We start from the raw sequence: 15627 nt of genomic DNA on the forward strand, positions 1-15627 counted from the left end.
CAGGTTCAATGGTTCGACAGGCTCAACCACGGGACGAACCAGGATCATAGGTCCCGTACGTCGGAAGCCCTGCCGACTCATAGACAAGAATCGCGAGTCCGCCCGGCGTCGTCTCATTGCGGACCAGACGCAGGCCCGCCGGGGCGCCTCCCGGCGGAAACAGCCGCCTGCCGTTACTTACCACCACCGGGGCGATCACCAGGCGCAGTTCGTCGATCAGCCCTGCGCCCAGCAGCGACTGGGCCAGCCGGGCACTCCCGTGGATCTGCAATTCCCTGCCGGGCTGCCTCTTCAACTCAGCGACCTGTGCGGGGACGTCGCCGGACAGGATCGTCGTCGGTGCCCAACCAGCCTGCGCCAGGGTGTGCGAGGCCACGTATTTCGGCAGACCATTCATCTTTTCGGAGAACGGATCATCAGGGTCCGTGATTCTCGGCCAGTCCCTCGCAAAGTTCTCGTAGGTCCGACGGCCGAACAGCAACGCATCCGCCTCACCGAGCCAGGCCGCCGCCCGCCGGACGAAATCCTCGTCCAGGTAGGGGACGAACCAACCTCCTTGTGAGAAGCCGTCGCTGGTGTCCTCCTCGGGCGATCCAGGACCCTGCGCCACGCCGTCCAATGTGAGGAACTCTGTCAGCGTTAGTCTCATCGTGTTGCCTCTCCGTGATGGGTGCCGGGTCCAACGGCTCGGCATGGCCTGGAATCTCGGCAGGTGGAAAGTGGCAGGCCAACGTGGCACCAAAAGGACGAACGGGCCACGGAAATGGTGTACACCGTCGTCGCGGATGAATGGAAGGCCCGGTAGGAGGTGTCCGGCGGTTGGAGGCGCCGGGAACGCCGGGAAGCGCCGATCTGACGCAACGCCGATCTGACGCAGATGGCCGGAATGAAGTCCTCATTCCGGCCATCTGCGTCAATTCGGCTGCCGTTCGCGTCCCCGGCTTAGGGTGCCGGCGGCCCGGTGGACGCGGGCGCTGGTGAGACCGTGCCCGACGCGGGAGCCGGCGCAGTCGGTTGCTGCTCTGTCGGCACCGTGGCAACGGAGCCCGGAGCGGGACCGGACGACGCCGCACCGCCAGCCGGCGCCGTCGCTCCGGTGGGTCCCGGGGTGGCTCCCGCAGAGGCGCCAGACGTCGCTCCCGCGGTGGCGCCGGACGTCGCGCCGGGGGTGGCGCCAGGCGTCGCGCCCGGCGTGGCACCCGGCGTTGCGCCCGGCGTCGCTTTCGTGCCGGAGGACCCGGCCGGGGTGGCACTGGGATCGGCCTTGATGACCGCCATGATCTGTTCCTTGTACGCGCTGAGCCGGCCCTGGATCTCCGAGAGCGGCTGGTTCCGCAGGTCCTTGCCGTAGGCCGCGATCTCCTGCCACAGGGCGTTGAGCCTGGCCGTGCCGTCGCCGCTCAGGGGCCCGTCAAGGGTGAGCACCAGTTGGCTCGCCAGGGCGTAGGTCAGGCACCGGAGGCAGTTGTAGTTGGCCGATGCCGTGAGGTTCTCCGGGACGATCACATCGGTCTGGCCCACAATCAGGACCACCTGGAAGCCCACGGCCACGGCGGCGCAGTCCGCGCAGCTGGCAAAGGCGTAGGCCTCATTCTTGGTGTCCACGGTGTCGCCGTCGTCCGCCCAGACCAGGGCGAAGGCGACGTCGTAGACCACGGAACCGTCAGTGGTGTTGACCGCGAGGGACTGGTTGCCGTCATCCTCCGGAGCGGCAGGCTTGTCGAAGGGGAACACCCACGACGGCGCCGCCGCGCCGGCCGTGCCGGCTGGGGCTCCCTGCCGGGGCACCAGGACCATGCTCAGCTGCGGCTCGTCGCGTGTGGGCTTCCGGGCGCCCTCCGGCCACAGGGCAACGGTCTTGCCCGACTGGCCCTCCGCCATCCGGCCCGTGGCGGCGGCTGGGAAGACTGCCGTGGTGGCGTCGGCCAGGGTGCCGCGCTCGTAGGGCTGGACGGGGCGGTAGGTGTCACCGCCGGGCCACCAGGCCCAGGCGAGGCCCGCGGCCACTGCCGCGATGGCTACCATTGCGGTGGCCCGCTGCAGGGCCTTGCCGCGGGTCTTCCGCCACAGCCCGGTGACCAGCTGGCGGACCAGGCGCAGCAGGATGTACAGGATGCCCAGCACCGGCAAAGCCAGGCAGGCGATCGCGATCACCCGGACGGCGGCGTCGGCAATGTCCCCGGCGGCGAGGCTGTGGGAGAGCATGGCCTGCTGCTTGAGGCCGTTGTCCCAGGCGGTGCCCAGGACGCGCGGCAGGGTCAGCACCATGGTGGCCATGCTGAAGAGCAGCAGGGGAACCGTGACCAGCACCCAGATGGTGACCACGGCCCGAGCCCAGGGCTTCAGGAGCCTGGCTTCGGGATCTGTCCTGCGCCACGGCACCAGTGCCAGCAGGGTGGGCTTGATGCGCTGGAACAGGTCCGGGACGCCGGTGGCGTCGGCCAGGATGTGATAGCCGTCAAAGCGGACCAGCGGCATCAGCTGCCGGACCATCTGCAGGATCTGGGTGACCACCACCAGCAGCAGCGCATCGAAGCCGGTGGCCCACCAGATGCCCATGATCGCGACGGCCACGATTGCGTTGAAGTAGAGTCCGCCAAGGTCGGTGCGCAGCCGGCCGCCCCGCCCCAGCCGGTAGGAGTCGGTGACGTCCGTGTAGAAGGCCGGCCACATCAGGTACAGACCCGTGCCCATGGCGCCGGGGGTGGCACCGCCGCGACGGGCGGCGGCGGCGTGGCCGAACTCATGGAAACCGGCCGAGAGCACCGTGACCACCAGGATCAGGAGGACCAATCCGGGGTTGGCGAAGGCTTCATGGGTGGCCGATGCCAGCCCCTTGACCATCAGCACCCACCAGCACGTGACCAGGAAGGCAGCGGTCACGGCGACCACGATCAAGGGGTTGAACAGTGTGGCGAACGGCGCCGTGATCTTCCGGGTGCGGTCCGGATCGGTCACCGAATACCGGAAGCGCATGCCCAGCAGCGGGTCCGATTTCTTCACTTCGGGCTCGGAACCGTCCGCCAGCCGGAGGAGTCCGAGGGGGAGGAGCTGGGAGGTGATCAGGGTGCGGACGTTCTCGGCACTGACGAGCCGTCCGAAACTGTTGCTGGCGTGCCCGGCGATTTCTTCCGGGCCCCGCTGGCCGTCGATCGCCTCGAGCACCAGGTATAGCAGGCGCGTGAGCTGGATGGTCTGGCCGTCGGAGCGGCGCACCAGGGACGGGGGTTCCTTGTAGCCGGACCCCTTCGCCTCACCGATCAGCTGGACGCCGGCGGCCCGCAGCGGCACCGGCTGCAGGCCGACGGCCACGGACGACCCTGCGCCCTCAGTACCGGCGCCGGCAGTACCGGGGCCGGCAGTTCCGGCGCCGGATCCGGCGTCGGACGTGGCGCTGCCGGTCGAGGCAGAGCCGACGCCGCCGGTGGCAGGCAGGACCGGAGGGCCGTCCTGCCCGGACGGCCCTCCGTGCACAGTGTTCATCTAGGTGCTACTGCTTCAGGTCGGACTGCTGGTCAGCCGACGCCGTGGCGTCGCCATGGATGTCCTGGTTGATGATGGCATCCTGCTGGGCGACGGCGAACGCGTTGCTGTCGATTGAGCCGATGTTGGCGCCGACGGCCGCGTCGATCGGCGCGGCGACGTTGGCGTTGGCGGCCACCGCGCCATTGATGGGTGCTGCGATGCCCGCGTTGGCGTCCAGGTTCACGTCGACGTTGAGCAGGTTGCCGCTGAGGGCACCCGCGGCGCCTGCGGCTCCGGCCACATCCGTCGGCAGCGCGCCGCCCAGGTCCGGGGCCGTGCCATCGGGCAGGACGCCCGTGCCGTCGGCAGGAACAGCGTCGGCAGGTACGGCACCGGCGAGATCGGCTGTGGCCGGATCCGTGGGGGCAGGCGCTGCGGCAGAACCTGCTGTGGTCCCGGCATCCGTGCCGGCGCCCTGATCGATGACGCTGTCCTGGGTGGAGTCTGCCGTGGCGTCGCCCGTGACGCCCTGGTTGATGATGGTGCCCTGGTCGGCGAGGGCCTGGGACTCAGAACCGAAGGAGAGCACGTTTGCGGAGGCGGCCGCATCAATCGGCGCGGCAACGTTGGCGTTGGCCGCGATGCCGAGATCGATCGGCGCCGCCGCGCTGATCCCGAGGTTCAGGTCGGCGTTCAGGTCCAGGACGGAAGCGACCTCCTTGTCCGGAAGGGCGGTGCCGCCCTGCGCCATCAGCTCATCATCAGTCAACGGCGTCATTCCCTGCTCAACGCTCATAACAAACTCCATCTCCGGCACGTCTCTGCTGCCCCCAGTGAGCAGTTTCTCCATCGATGTGCCTAACAAGCGTCAATAGTAAGCATGATGATCATTAATTGTGTACCGGACGCCCCGCCGATTCGACGAAAATGGCCGCTATGAGAGCTCTCATAGCGGCCATCTTTGGCGAATGGGCGCGTTAGTGCGGAACTCGCCAGCGAAACCGCGGCCGGATGTGCCGCCCGTGCGGGCTACTTCACTCCGGCTCCCGGCAGCAGTTCGGTGGCGCCAAGGGAATCGGCCACGAACGCGTAGTCCCAGGCCCGTTCGCGCCACTGCACGTACCGGCCCGAGGCGCCGCCGTGGCCGCCTTCCATCTCGATCTTCATGACGATCGGCTCGCTGCCGGTGTTCACTTCGCGCAGCCGCTGCACCCATTTGGCCGGCTCCACGTAGAGCACGCGGGTGTCGTTGAAGCTGGTGACCGCGGCGATCTTCGGGTACGCCACGGCCTGGACGTTCTCGTAGGGCGTGTACGACTTCATGTACGCGTACACGTCCGGGTCGGTGATCGGGTTGCCCCATTCCTCCCACTCCAGGGCCGAGAGCGGCAGTTCGGGGTCCAGGATGGTGGTCAGCGCGTCTACGAACGGGACGGCGGCAACAATCGCCGCATACTTTTCCGGCGCCAGGTTGGCGACGGCGCCCATCAGCAGGCCGCCGGCGGAGCCGCCCATCGCGGCGATCCGGCCCGGGTCCACCCAGCCGGATCCGGCGAGCCAGTCGGTGGCCGCGATGAAGTCGGTGAACGTGTTCTTCTTACGCAGCTTCTTGCCGTCGTCGTACCAGTGCCGGCCCAGCTCCCCGCCGCCGCGGATGTGGGCGATCACGAACACGACGCCCCGGTCCAGCAGGGACAGCCGGGGAATCCCGAAGCCCGGATCCATGCTCATTTCGTAGGAGCCGTAGCCGTACACCAGCCCGGCCGCGGTCGAATCCTGCCGGACGGAGGCGTGGCGGAGCACCGAGAGCGGAATCTTCGTCCCGTCCGCGGCGGTGGCCCACTCCCGGGTGGCGACGTAGTCCGACCTCGAGTAGCCGCCCAGCACCGGGCTCTCCTTGCGCAGCAGGAGTTCACCGGCCGGTTGCTCCGCGGTGGGCAGCACGAAGTCGTAGACCCGCGACGGGGTGAAGTACGAGGTGTAGCCCATCCGGATCACGGGGGCCTCGTAGTCGGAGCCCGCGACGCCGGCCGTGTACAGCTCCTCGTCGAACGCGGGTTCCACCGCGGCGCCCTGCTCCGGGGTGCCCAGGCCGGCCAGGGGCAGGACCTGGACCCGTTCGATGGTGTCCTTCCGGACGGAGACCACCGCGTGGGTCGAGGTGACCCCGGCGCCGTTGACCCGGACGTGGTCGGAATGGGCGACGACGGTGTCCCAGTGCTGCTCGGCGAGCGGCTTTGCGAGCTCGGCCGGGTCCACGAGCGAGACCATGGAATTGATGGCGTCCTTGTTGTGGGTGAGCAGGATCCGCTCCTGGCTCCGGCCTGAGGCATCCGCCAGCAGGAACGGCTCGGCCTCGTACAGGATGCGCTCGTCGCGGGAGATAACGGTGCGCAGTCCGGCGTCGAGGTCATCAAAGCGCAGCAGGCGGGTCTCGCTGAACTCGGAGCAGCCGATGCTGAGCACCAGGTGGCGCCGGTCGGCCGAAAGCTCGAAGCCGAGCCACATGGCGACGTCGTCCTCCTGGTAAATGACCGCGTCCTCGCTGACGGGTGTGCCGAGCACATGGGACTTCACCTGGTACGGCCGCCAGGAATCGTCCACCACGGTGTAGAAGATCCGGCTGCCGTCGGGGGAGAAGGAGATGCCGTAGAAGACGTTCTCGATCACGTCCGGCAGCAGCACACCGGTGCGCAGGTCCTTGATGCGCAGCGTGAAGCGCTCGTCGCCCGCGTTGTCCACGGCGTAGGCATAGAGGGTGCCGTCGATGGTCGTGGCGGCCCCGCCCACGGCGAAGAACGGCTTGCCCTCGGCCTCTAGGTTGCCATCGAGCAGGACTTCCTCGCCGGGGATGACGACGCCGGCCTCCACGGCCGGGGGAGTCCAGTCCGCGACGCGGTCCCCGGTTTCCTGGCCGCGCACGCGGCAGTGGATGCCGTACTCCTTGCCCTCGACCGAGCGGGTGTAATACCACCAGCCGTCCTTGCGGTTCGGGACCGAGAGGTCTGTTTCCTGGGTGCGGCCCTTGATCTCCTGGAAGATGGCCTCGCGCAGCGGCTCCTGGTGCGCGGTCACGGCCTCCTGGTAGGCGTTTTCGGCCTTGAGCAGGTCCACCACCTCGGCGGATTCCTTGTCCCGCAGCCACTCGTAGTTGTCCTCGAACGCGTCGCCGTGGTGGGTGCGCACCGCGGGAACTTTCCGGGCGACGGGAGGCTGCGGGGACGGCTGGGCGGGAGTCTGGGTCATGGACCCAATCTACCGAAGAGCGGCGCCTCAATTGCCGTTCTGCAAATTGTTGGCCGCCACGTAGCGGGCAAGCGTCCCCGAGCCCAGCGCGGCGGAGACCGCGGCGGTCGCGGCAGGGTTCTGCAGGACAATCGACTGGCCGTCCCGGCTGAACCCTGTGCCGGCGGTCGGCAGCGTGAAGAACACGCCACGGCCCGGCGCTGTGCTGCGGAGGCTGAAGGCGAGGTGTTCCAGCGACTTCAGGGTGAAGCTTGCATCCAGGGTCACGTGCGGCAGCACAGTGGCGATGAGTTTGCGGACGGTGTCGCGGTCCGCCAGCCTGCCTTCGGACGCCATCTTGGCCATCACGGCTTTCAAGAAGGTCTGCTGGTTCCGGACCCGCTGGTAGTCGCCATCGGCGAAGGCATGGCGCTCGCGGACAAAGGCCAGGGCCTGCAACCCGTTGAGTCGGTTCACGCCCGCCGGAAAATACACCTTGTCATCTGCGGTGCTGGTGAATGCCCGCTTGACGTTGACGTCAACCCCGCCGAGCGCGTCTGTCATGGCCGCGAAACCCTGAAAATCCAGCATCACCGTATGGTCTATGTGCTGGCCCAGCAGCGCCTCCACGGTCTTCGTCATCAGCGGCAGCCCGCCCAGCTCAAGTCCGGCGTTCACTTTCGCGAATCCGTAGCCGGGGATGTTCACCCACAGGTCACGCATGATCGAGATGCCGTAGACACTCTGCCGGTCCGCCGGGAGGTGGATCAGCACGAGGGCGTCCCCGCGCTGGTCGGAGGCGGTGCCGCCGGCCGCCGCCGCCCGCTCATTGACCCGGCTGTCGCTCCCAATCAGCAAGATGTTAAGGGCGACGGCGGGCGGTTCCGGCGTGGGCGTGGGGCTGGGCGGCGGCGTGGGAACGGGGCTGGGAGTGGGTGCCGGGCCGGGTGCCGTCGCGGGCGCGGCGGCCGGTGCGGCGGTTCCCGCCGGCGCCGGGTCGGCGGACCGCGGCCGGGAGAAAACGTACACCGAGGCCGCAACGGCCACGGCGAGCGCGACCAGCGCCCCCAGGAGCAGGATGATCCGACGACGACGGCGTGCCGCGGGGGACGGGGGAGGGGACGCCGCGGAAGCCGCGGCTGCTGGCTCCGGAGCATTCCCCATGAACGGACGCTACCACTGCAGCCCGCCGCGGACTATGGGTCCAAGGGCCTCCCCTGGCGCCTCACTTGGCGGGCTCAGTTCCCGTTCTCGAACTCGTTCGCCGCAACGTACTCGCCCAGGGTGCCCGAGGCCATGGCCCCGGAGATGTCGTTGATGGCGTTCGGGTCGGCCAGTACGATCGACTGGCCGTCCGTGGACGTTCCCACGCCGCCGGTCGGTAGCGTGAACATGACGGTATTCTGCGCCCGGATGTCCGTGAGTTCGAGCCCCAGCCCGGCCACGGCTCCAGAATCAAAGGACTTGTCCACTGTCACGAACGGCGAGACGGCGCCCACCATGTTGTTGATCGTGATCGGGTTGCTCAGCGTCTGGCCGGCGGTCGACTTCTTGATGATGGCCCGCAGGAACTCCTGCTGGTTGCGGACCCGCTGGTAGTCGCCGTCGGCGTAGGCGTGGCGTTCGCGCACGAAGGCCAGGGCTTCGGTTCCATTGAACGTGTGCTGGCCCGGGGCGAAGGACTGGCCTTTCAGATCGTTCGAGGTGAACGGCAGGTTGAGGTTCACGGTCACCCCGCCCAGCGCGTCCGTGAGGCCCTTGAAGCCCTCGAAGTCGATCATCGCCACGTGATCGACGCGCTGCTGGAAGATCGACTCGACGGTCTGCACCATCAGGGGCGTGCCGCCAAGGGCCAGCGCCGAGTTGATCTTGGCTTCGCCGTGCCCGGGGATGTCCACCCAGAGGTCGCGCATGATGGACATGGTGTAGATGTTCTTGCGGTCCGCCGGGATATGCATGAGCATCAGCGTGTCCGCGCGTTGGTCTGTGGGCGTGGCGCCCGCGTTATCAGACGCGGCGGCGCCGCGGCTGTCGCTGCCCATCACCAGGATGTTCATCGAGGTGTCCGTCTTCTTCGGGCGCGTGGACTCGTCCGGGAAGGCCTGCTCAATCTTGCTGCTACCGGAGTCGAAGGTCCGTGCGAGGTTAAAGAGGTAGCCGCCAGCCACCACCGCGACGAGCGCCAGCACCACGCCGACGGCGATCAGCACCTTGCGGCCTCGGCGTTTCTTCACGGGGCGCCGCCGCTCGCGGAAATCCGCCCCGCGGTCGTCGTCTGGGCTGTCGAAGGGGTGTGTCATGTGTTCCTCTAAGTCGGCCGGGCCCGGTGCCCGGATTCTGGCTGCCAGTACTCTGGCGGGCCACGCCGGAGTACTGAGGGGCGCGAAACGCAGAGTGGACTGGCTGGCCGGCGCTGGCTCGTCCTGCATCCGGTGATGCAGTTCCTCGCCGCGGCGGTAAGGGGGCCACGATGTCGCTCTCCGGTGCGTTCTGGGCTAGTGCCAAGTGCCGGATGGTCTCCGTGGGGCCTCCTCTACAGTACACCGTGCCCGCAGATCAACACTTTTTCGCCAACAACCCGGCACATAACGCGCGGTTTCCCCGATATGAAGCGCACTGTTGCCTACGTCACACTCCATGCCTAGGCTGGGTTGCGGTCGCAGCGTCGCGGCCAAACCGGTCGCAGCGTCGCGGCCAAGCGGTACATGCACGAACAGGGGAATCGTTTTGAACCACAAACTCCGGGTCCTTGTCAGGCTCGACCTCGATTGCGGTCAGGCAGAAGTAGCAGCGCAGGGACATGTGACGGCGAGGAGCCTCCAGGCCCTGTACGTGGTGGTCAAGCGGGCAAACCACCTGAGGGAAGGACTCCACTTGGTGGTGGATGTCAGCCACGCCGTGGTGGAACCGGCGGCCCTCGAACAGCTCCGGGAGTGCTCAGCCTCCCACCACCTGCCGGCCACCATTGATCCGCTGCAGTCAGAATGCCAGCTCAGCATCGTAGCGCCGGCGGAAAGGGCCGCGGTTCCGGTTCCCCGGGTCCGAAGGCTGGCGGCGGCCTAGTATCCAGCTGCGCCGGGTTCGCCTCTCGAACAAGTTTTTATCGGCTGAAAAATGGCTGGAGGGCACTACTCGGCGGACGGCCGCTGTCGTTGCCGTTTCGTCGCCGCCCGCTGCTCCTTTGCGGCGAGGCGCCGACGGTTCGAACCCCGGGTGGGTTTGGTTGCCCGGCGGCGAGCAGCTTCGGGTGCAAGACCCTCTGCGACGAGGTCGGCGAGCTTGGCCAGCGCGATCTCGCGGTTGCGCAGCTGAGAGCGCCGCTCGGAGGCGGTCACGGTGATCACCCCGACGATGAGACGTTGTCCGAGGCGGCTGAGGAGCATCTGCCGTTGGCCATCCGAGAGCGCCGCCGAGCCGGCGACGTTCCACGAGAGTTCGACGCGGCTGTCCGAGGTATTGACGTGTTGACCGCCTGGCCCGGACGAACGCGAGAACCGCCAACCGAGTTCCGACGCGGGAATCGTGAGCGCGGGCGACACCTCCAGATCCATGCAACTAGCGTTGCACGAAATGGGCGCCGGCGCGGAGACGGCCGCGGTTCCCCGAGTTCGAATGCTGGCGGCCTAGCTACAAGTACTGGCCTGGCTCAGCTGTGGTGGCGTGCGAACCGTAGGATGGCGAGGATGGCCGGGGCCAGCTCGTCCTCCATCTGGTCGTAGAACTCCTGCCCGCGCCGGTAGGGATCCACGACGTCGTTGTCGGAGGCGTCCGGGGCCAGCGCCAGGTGACGCACTGACCCCGCCCGGCCCGGGAGTTCCCGCCAAAAGGCAGGAATGTCGCCGGCAGAAGAGGGCGCGGAAGCGTCCGCGTCGCGCTGCTCAAGGACCTTCAGCATCCGGGCAAACTCGCGGATAGTAAAGGTCCGCTTCAGCAACGAGGCATCCATCTGCATCACCTCGCCGCGGTGTTTAGCGGTCATCGCCAGCACGAGATCGGACTCCCTGAGGATCTTTTGCGTTAGTTGGCGGGCCGCAAAGCCGTCCGGCGTTCCGCCAAACGTCCTGATGATGTCCGCAGAGCTCGGCTGGATCGGATCGCCCACCATGGCCCGCGTGCCTGCGCTTCGCACCACAAAGGCGCCAGGTTGCACCTGGTCCAGGCCCGCCTGAAGCAGGCGCTCGGCCACCGGCGAGCGGCAGATGTTGCCGGTGCAGACCGTGAGGATCCGAACGGGGCGAGGCGTATCCAAGGTTTGTCCAACTTCCGTTAGCGAGACTCTTACCGGCGGCATGGTCTCCGAGTCTATCCGCGACGGGCCATTCAGATCTCCGGGAGGAGATAGTGGCGAATTCTGTCGTTCTTGAAAATAAAGCATCTTGATATTGAAGATTCATGCTTTTCTGCGTACAGTCGTCCAAGGATGCCGAAACGCTCGGCAGGAGCTGGCCCGACTGGGTTCTCCGCCGCACTAGAACTTGGGGTAGTAGATGTCGGAGATCAAGAGCCTGGCCGCACCGAAGGCGAGTTTCGACCGCCGTTCCGTTGTTAAGGGCGCCGCATGGAGCGTGCCCGTTATCGCGGCAGCAATTGCAGCGCCGGCCGCGTCGGCGTCGGCACGTAATGCGAGCGCAGGCTTTGATGGGCTGAGCGGGGCCGTATCATTCGCTCCGACGGACCCAAAAAGCAAGGCAAAGCCGGGAACCGGGCCCACGGGCTTCACGATCACCAACTACGCGGGGGCCATCGCCGGCCCCATTAGCGGTACAGTCACCATCCAGCCGGCCACTTCCGGAACCGCTGACCCAGGCGTCGGTTTCCTAAAGCTCACGGGTGCAACGTCCTTTACTCCTCAGCCTTTAACTGCGAGCAAAGTTTTCGTTGGTACCTTCACGGCTAACGGCATCCCGGCCAACGACAAACTGTCTTTCTCCATGGATCCCACTTCGTACTACTACACCGGAGGAAATGGCAGCCCCGCACGCGATTTTTCAATCTCTGTAAGCTTCACCCTCCCCGACGGCACTCGCCCCAATGTCAATTTGGATATTTCGCCTGTCACCCTGCACATCGCTAAGAACTAGAGGTTCATCCGCGGCTGGATCTGCGGCCTCGTTGGCCTTCCAACAGTGATCTAATGGCGAGTGTGAGATATCGAAATGCGTTGGGAGTGCCGTGACGGAAGGCGTCTGGCAGTGCGGGCAACGTGTAGTGGACGGGCTTCTTCTGACGAGCCGCGCGGGGGGAGGTGATGCTGAGTGAAAGCCTCCGCCGACTTGCATATCGAGGTGCTGGAAACTCTTTTCACCGTCGCCTGGGGTGCAGCAGTCACTACTGGTCAGCGGCAATCAATGGCCACGGCGTGGAGCCGCTGTATTGGTAATCCCCGACCTAACACGCCGGAAGTAGCGCCCGGCACCGCAGGCCTGCCCTTCACAGCCTCTATCTACTTTGATTCGAAGCTCCCGGGCGTCGGCGTCAGGCACCTCGGCTCGGACAGCTTTGAGGGCTTGGCGGAAGCCGTGACCTCGGAGGTCACAATCGCTGCCATCCTCGAACGCGCCGGAGAACTGACCCTGCTCCATGCCTGCGGGGTTTCGGATCCCGGCGGCGCCGTGATTGCCCTCGTGGCAAAATCCGGCACCGGCAAGACGACGGCGTCCTCGCAGCTCGCCCGGACTTTCGGCTATATAACTGACGAAACGGTCGCCATCCGGGCTGACGGGAGTGTTGTGCCGTATCCCAAGCCTCTGTCCGTTAAGCAGGCAACGCCAGGCGCCGCGAAACTGCAGGTCGGCCCGGACGAGCTAGGCCTGCATGTTGCGCCGGGCGAACCCCGCATCACGGCCATTGCACTGCTCGACAGGTTGGCCGGCGCTGACTACCAGTTGCCCATCATCGAGCCGGTCCCTCTGATGGAGGCAGTTCTGGCGCTTATTCCGGACACGTCCTCCCAAACTGCCGTCTTCCAGCCGCTTCAGTCGCTCTGCCGGCTGATAGACAGCGTGGGCGGAGTGTTCCGCGTCAGCTATTCCGAAGCGGCTGACCTGGTGGACAGCTTGGCGCCGCTGTTCTTGACGGACCCTAAAAACCCGCCGGAAGCCGCCAAATCATGGTCTCCCGCCATGAAGGAACCGGAAATGGAGTCAGTGGCGGACCCTGCCGGCGAACAGCCAGCAGAACCAATTCCCGCGGGTTGGCTGCAGGCGGCCGCCGCCGTTGACGCGGTCGAGATCGGCGAGGACTTGCTCGTCCTGACGGAAGCCGAACTCACCCGCCTCAGCGGCATCGGACCGATCATCTGGAAGTCCGCCCGGCGACCCATCTCGATGCAGACTTTGGTGAGTCGGATCGAAGCTCTGCATGGGCTACCCGAGGGCTATGAAGCGTTACTGGATGAGGCTGTTGACGGACTCGTCGGCCGGGGATTACTGCTGCGCGACTAACGCGGTTAATAAGCACACCAACGCGGTCACCGTACCGTAAAGTAACTTTTCGTGTGGGTCGTTGGGGCCAGGCACGGGGGAGAGGACCAACGCGTGACTGGTTTTGATACGGCCGAGAACAACGGGCAGACACCTGCGGGGCTTGCGCTAGAGGACTACCTGCGCATCGCCCGGGCCCGGTGGAAGGGCGTCTTGGCTTTCACTCTGGCCTTCACCGTGCTCGCTTTTTGCTGGACCCTCCTGCAGCCGAAGATCTACTCGGCACAGTCCAGCGGGATCGTCGTGGCAGGCGGCTCGGACAACCTTAGTCTTTCGCTCATGAGTGAAAACCTGTCCCAGACGAAGGCCGCCAAGTACGAGTCTGTGGCCAAGTCCAGGCTTGTGGCCGAGCGCGTCGTCAAGTCTCTGGGCCTCACCACCTCGCCGGACACCCTGCTGGGGTCCGTCTCCGTGTCCGTGCCGAAGGAAAGCGCCCAGCTCGCCGTCACTGCCACCTCCACGGACCCCGCGATGGCCCAGCGGGTCGCGGATGCCTGGGTTAAGGGCCTTGCTGAGCAAGTCAAGGAGATGGAAAGCATCCCCGCCGTCGAAGGCTCGGACGTCGTTCCCGTTCCGGTCATCCGGGTGGTTCCACTGGGCGAAGCCGTCCTGCCGACCGCCCCGACATCCCCCAACGTGAAGCTGGCTCTGGGAATCGGAGCCCTGGCCGGGCTGGCCCTCGGAGTCCTCTACGCGCTCATTCGCCACCGACTGGACCGCCGGCTCCGGAGCGCCACGGCCATCGAACGTCGGTTCGGCGTGCCAGTGCTGGGCACGCTCCCGGTGGATCACCGCCTGGACGGGAAAAGTACCGTGCTGGACGACGGGTTCAGCCCGGTCGCATCGGGCGAAGGTTCGCATGCCATCACCGAGGCCCTGAGAGAACTTCGGACGAATCTCCAGTATGTCGATGTCGACAATCCCCCGCGGATTATTGTCGTGACGAGTTCTGTGCCGGCCGAGGGGAAATCGACGGTGACGGCCAATCTGGCGGTCACCATGGCGGCCGCCGGCGAGAACGTTGTGGTGGTCGACGGCGACTTGCGCCGGCCCACCTTGGTCGATGTCTTCAATCTCATCCCCGGAGTCGGTGTCACCGACGTTCTGAGCGGCCACGCCGAGCTGGAAGACGTGCTGCAGGTATGGAGCGCGATGCCCAACCTGCGGGTGCTCGGTTCAGGTCGAATCCCGCCGAACCCCAGTGAGCTGCTGGGCTCGCAGGCCATGAAGACGTTGCTCAAGACCCTCGCCCAGGACGCCATTGTGCTGGTTGACGCACCACCGTTGCTCCCCGTGACGGACGCCGCCGTCCTCACGCGCATTGCCGACGGAGCAATCGTCGTCGTCAGGTCCGGAAAGACCACCGATGAAGAGCTTGGCAAATCCCTCGGCAACCTTGGGCGCGTGAACGGCACCGTCTTCGGCACCATTCTCAACCGCGTGCCCACCACAGGCGCGGGCTCGTACAGGTACTACACCGCGTATCAATCCGTCGAGCCGGTGGCGGCGCGGTAGACGCGAGCTAGCACTGAAGATATCCCCTTGGAGCAACCCGCTCCGAGGGGATTTTCATATTCCTAGTAAGTCAGCCCACTCCGCCGGCGCGGTCCAGAGGCCAGAATCTCGCCGCCACCTGACCGACGACGGCCGAGGACTTGATCGTCCTAATACAGTCACCAGCCACAGCAGTCAGGCTCCGGCAGGCGATGACGGAATCAACCGAGACTGAACGATGGTCACCCAACACCACGAGCTCGCCCTCGGGGACCGTGAACGCGGGAACACACCTGAGCGAACGAGGAGTGGTCTGGCAGTCGATGCTGCCGGCCTCAAACGGCAGATCTTCGAAAATGTAGGGCTCGTCGAGGGGCTGGCCGTCGATGCGCAGTTTGCCATCCTGTCCGCAGCAGCTAATGGTTTGGCCGCCAGTCGCAATCACCCGCTTTACCAGGAATTGCTCGTTGGAGGTCCCGATCCCTGTCACGTCTCCGAATGAACGGGCAAGCTCGGCGATCCCGCCGCCGTGGGCCGCTGCCGATTCCGACTGCCAGCTTTCCGGCCGGGTGAACACCACAATGTCGCCGGAGTGCGGTTCTGAGCCGGTGTAGGCAAGACGGTTGACCAGGATTCTGTCACCGTCGCCCGCGGAGCCCTGCAGCGTCGGCTCCATTGACCCGGACGGTATCCGATAGGCCTTCACCAGGAACCCCTGGACCAGGGCGACGGCCACCAGGGCAATCAGCATGTTCAGGGCCACAGAGGCCCAGAGGGGGAGCTTTTTGCCGGCAGCGATCTTCACGAGTTCAAGCTATCACCGGCAATCCGGGCTCATGACGCCGGCGCTTGAGCGCGGTCCGGACATTCATTAGGAACCCCCGTCCTTGACGCATCTCGGGCCTTCCGCATATCCTGAACGAACGGTCGGTAATTATTTATCGGAAATTCACGAGGAGCA

General features: G+C 66.2%; 13 protein-coding genes. 4 read left to right on the forward strand and 9 right to left on the reverse strand.

Features of this window, described 5'->3' with window-relative positions; genetic code table 11:
• Positions 1-22: 22 nt before the first annotated feature.
• The 6 genes from MRBLAR12_RS08480 to MRBLAR12_RS08505 form a co-directional block, all read right to left on the reverse strand.
• Entirely contained in the window at positions 23-649 is a 627-nt protein-coding gene (locus tag MRBLAR12_RS08480) for a dihydrofolate reductase family protein (protein WP_364745131.1), read from the reverse strand.
• A gap of 293 nt (positions 650-942) precedes the next feature.
• Positions 943-3483, reverse strand: coding sequence for a hypothetical protein (locus MRBLAR12_RS08485; RefSeq protein WP_364745133.1), 2541 nt, complete (start codon positions 3481-3483; stop codon positions 943-945).
• A gap of 7 nt (positions 3484-3490) precedes the next feature.
• A complete protein-coding gene (locus MRBLAR12_RS08490) occupies positions 3491-4261 on the reverse strand; it encodes a peptidoglycan-binding protein (RefSeq protein ID WP_364745136.1) in 771 nt (256 codons plus the stop codon).
• 233 nt (positions 4262-4494) lie between these two features.
• On the reverse strand, positions 4495-6711 hold the full coding sequence (locus MRBLAR12_RS08495) for a S9 family peptidase (RefSeq protein ID WP_364745139.1): 2217 nt from the start codon (positions 6709-6711) through the stop codon (positions 4495-4497).
• A gap of 27 nt (positions 6712-6738) precedes the next feature.
• Positions 6739-7854, reverse strand: a complete 1116-nt coding sequence (locus MRBLAR12_RS08500) for an LCP family protein (protein ID WP_364745142.1) — start codon at positions 7852-7854, stop codon at positions 6739-6741.
• A gap of 74 nt (positions 7855-7928) precedes the next feature.
• The gene (locus MRBLAR12_RS08505) at positions 7929-8990 is read right to left on the reverse strand and encodes an LCP family protein (RefSeq protein WP_364745145.1); all 1062 of its coding nucleotides are present in this window, start codon (positions 8988-8990) and stop codon (positions 7929-7931) included.
• A 427-nt stretch (positions 8991-9417) separates the two neighbouring features.
• Between MRBLAR12_RS08505 and MRBLAR12_RS08510 the strand changes: the two genes are divergently transcribed.
• Positions 9418-9753, forward strand: a complete 336-nt coding sequence (locus MRBLAR12_RS08510; RefSeq protein WP_229995214.1) for a hypothetical protein — start codon at positions 9418-9420, stop codon at positions 9751-9753.
• A gap of 65 nt (positions 9754-9818) precedes the next feature.
• On the opposite strand, the gene arfB is transcribed toward MRBLAR12_RS08510, so the two are convergent.
• Positions 9819-10241 carry an alternative ribosome rescue aminoacyl-tRNA hydrolase ArfB gene (arfB, locus tag MRBLAR12_RS08515; RefSeq protein ID WP_364745148.1) on the reverse strand — a complete coding sequence of 141 codons (423 nt, stop codon included), beginning with the start codon at positions 10239-10241 and terminating at the stop codon, positions 9819-9821.
• Positions 10242-10336: 95 nt separating this feature from the next.
• A complete protein-coding gene (locus MRBLAR12_RS08520) occupies positions 10337-10939 on the reverse strand; it encodes a low molecular weight phosphatase family protein (protein WP_364745151.1) in 603 nt (200 codons plus the stop codon).
• 238 nt (positions 10940-11177) lie between these two features.
• On the opposite strand from MRBLAR12_RS08520, the gene MRBLAR12_RS08525 reads away from it, so the two are divergent.
• From MRBLAR12_RS08525 to MRBLAR12_RS08535, 3 genes are all read left to right on the forward strand, one after another.
• The gene (locus MRBLAR12_RS08525; protein ID WP_364745154.1) at positions 11178-11771 is read left to right on the forward strand and encodes a hypothetical protein; all 594 of its coding nucleotides are present in this window, start codon (positions 11178-11180) and stop codon (positions 11769-11771) included.
• A gap of 174 nt (positions 11772-11945) precedes the next feature.
• A complete protein-coding gene (locus MRBLAR12_RS08530) occupies positions 11946-13133 on the forward strand; it encodes a hypothetical protein (RefSeq protein WP_364745157.1) in 1188 nt (395 codons plus the stop codon).
• Positions 13134-13226: 93 nt separating this feature from the next.
• Positions 13227-14687, forward strand: a complete 1461-nt coding sequence (locus MRBLAR12_RS08535) for a polysaccharide biosynthesis tyrosine autokinase (protein WP_364745160.1) — start codon at positions 13227-13229, stop codon at positions 14685-14687.
• 70 nt (positions 14688-14757) lie between these two features.
• Here MRBLAR12_RS08535 and lepB read toward each other — a convergent pair whose 3' ends face one another.
• Complete coding sequence (lepB, locus tag MRBLAR12_RS08540) at positions 14758-15471, reverse strand: signal peptidase I (RefSeq protein ID WP_364745163.1); 714 nt, start codon at positions 15469-15471, stop codon at positions 14758-14760.
• Positions 15472-15627: the final 156 nt, after the last annotated feature.

The organism is Arthrobacter sp. LAR12-1-1.1, assembly GCF_040676555.1.
Lineage (GTDB): Bacteria > Actinomycetota > Actinomycetes > Actinomycetales > Micrococcaceae > Arthrobacter.

What these genes read in the sequence shown, in the direction of transcription:
- MRBLAR12_RS08480 (WP_364745131.1), bottom strand. Translation starts at nt 649, where the DNA reads ATGAGACTAACGCTGACAGAGTTCCTCACATTGGACGGCGTGGCGCAG.
- MRBLAR12_RS08485 (WP_364745133.1), bottom strand. Translation starts at nt 3,483, where the DNA reads ATGAACACTGTGCACGGAGGGCCGTCCGGGCAGGACGGCCCTCCGGTC.
- MRBLAR12_RS08490 (WP_364745136.1), bottom strand. Translation starts at nt 4,261, where the DNA reads ATGAGCGTTGAGCAGGGAATGACGCCGTTGACTGATGATGAGCTGATG.
- MRBLAR12_RS08495 (WP_364745139.1), bottom strand. Translation starts at nt 6,711, where the DNA reads ATGACCCAGACTCCCGCCCAGCCGTCCCCGCAGCCTCCCGTCGCCCGG.
- MRBLAR12_RS08500 (WP_364745142.1), bottom strand. Translation starts at nt 7,854, where the DNA reads ATGGGGAATGCTCCGGAGCCAGCAGCCGCGGCTTCCGCGGCGTCCCCT.
- MRBLAR12_RS08505 (WP_364745145.1), bottom strand. Translation starts at nt 8,990, where the DNA reads ATGACACACCCCTTCGACAGCCCAGACGACGACCGCGGGGCGGATTTC.
- arfB (WP_364745148.1), bottom strand. Translation starts at nt 10,241, where the DNA reads ATGGATCTGGAGGTGTCGCCCGCGCTCACGATTCCCGCGTCGGAACTC.
- MRBLAR12_RS08525 (WP_364745154.1), top strand. Translation starts at nt 11,178, where the DNA reads ATGTCGGAGATCAAGAGCCTGGCCGCACCGAAGGCGAGTTTCGACCGC.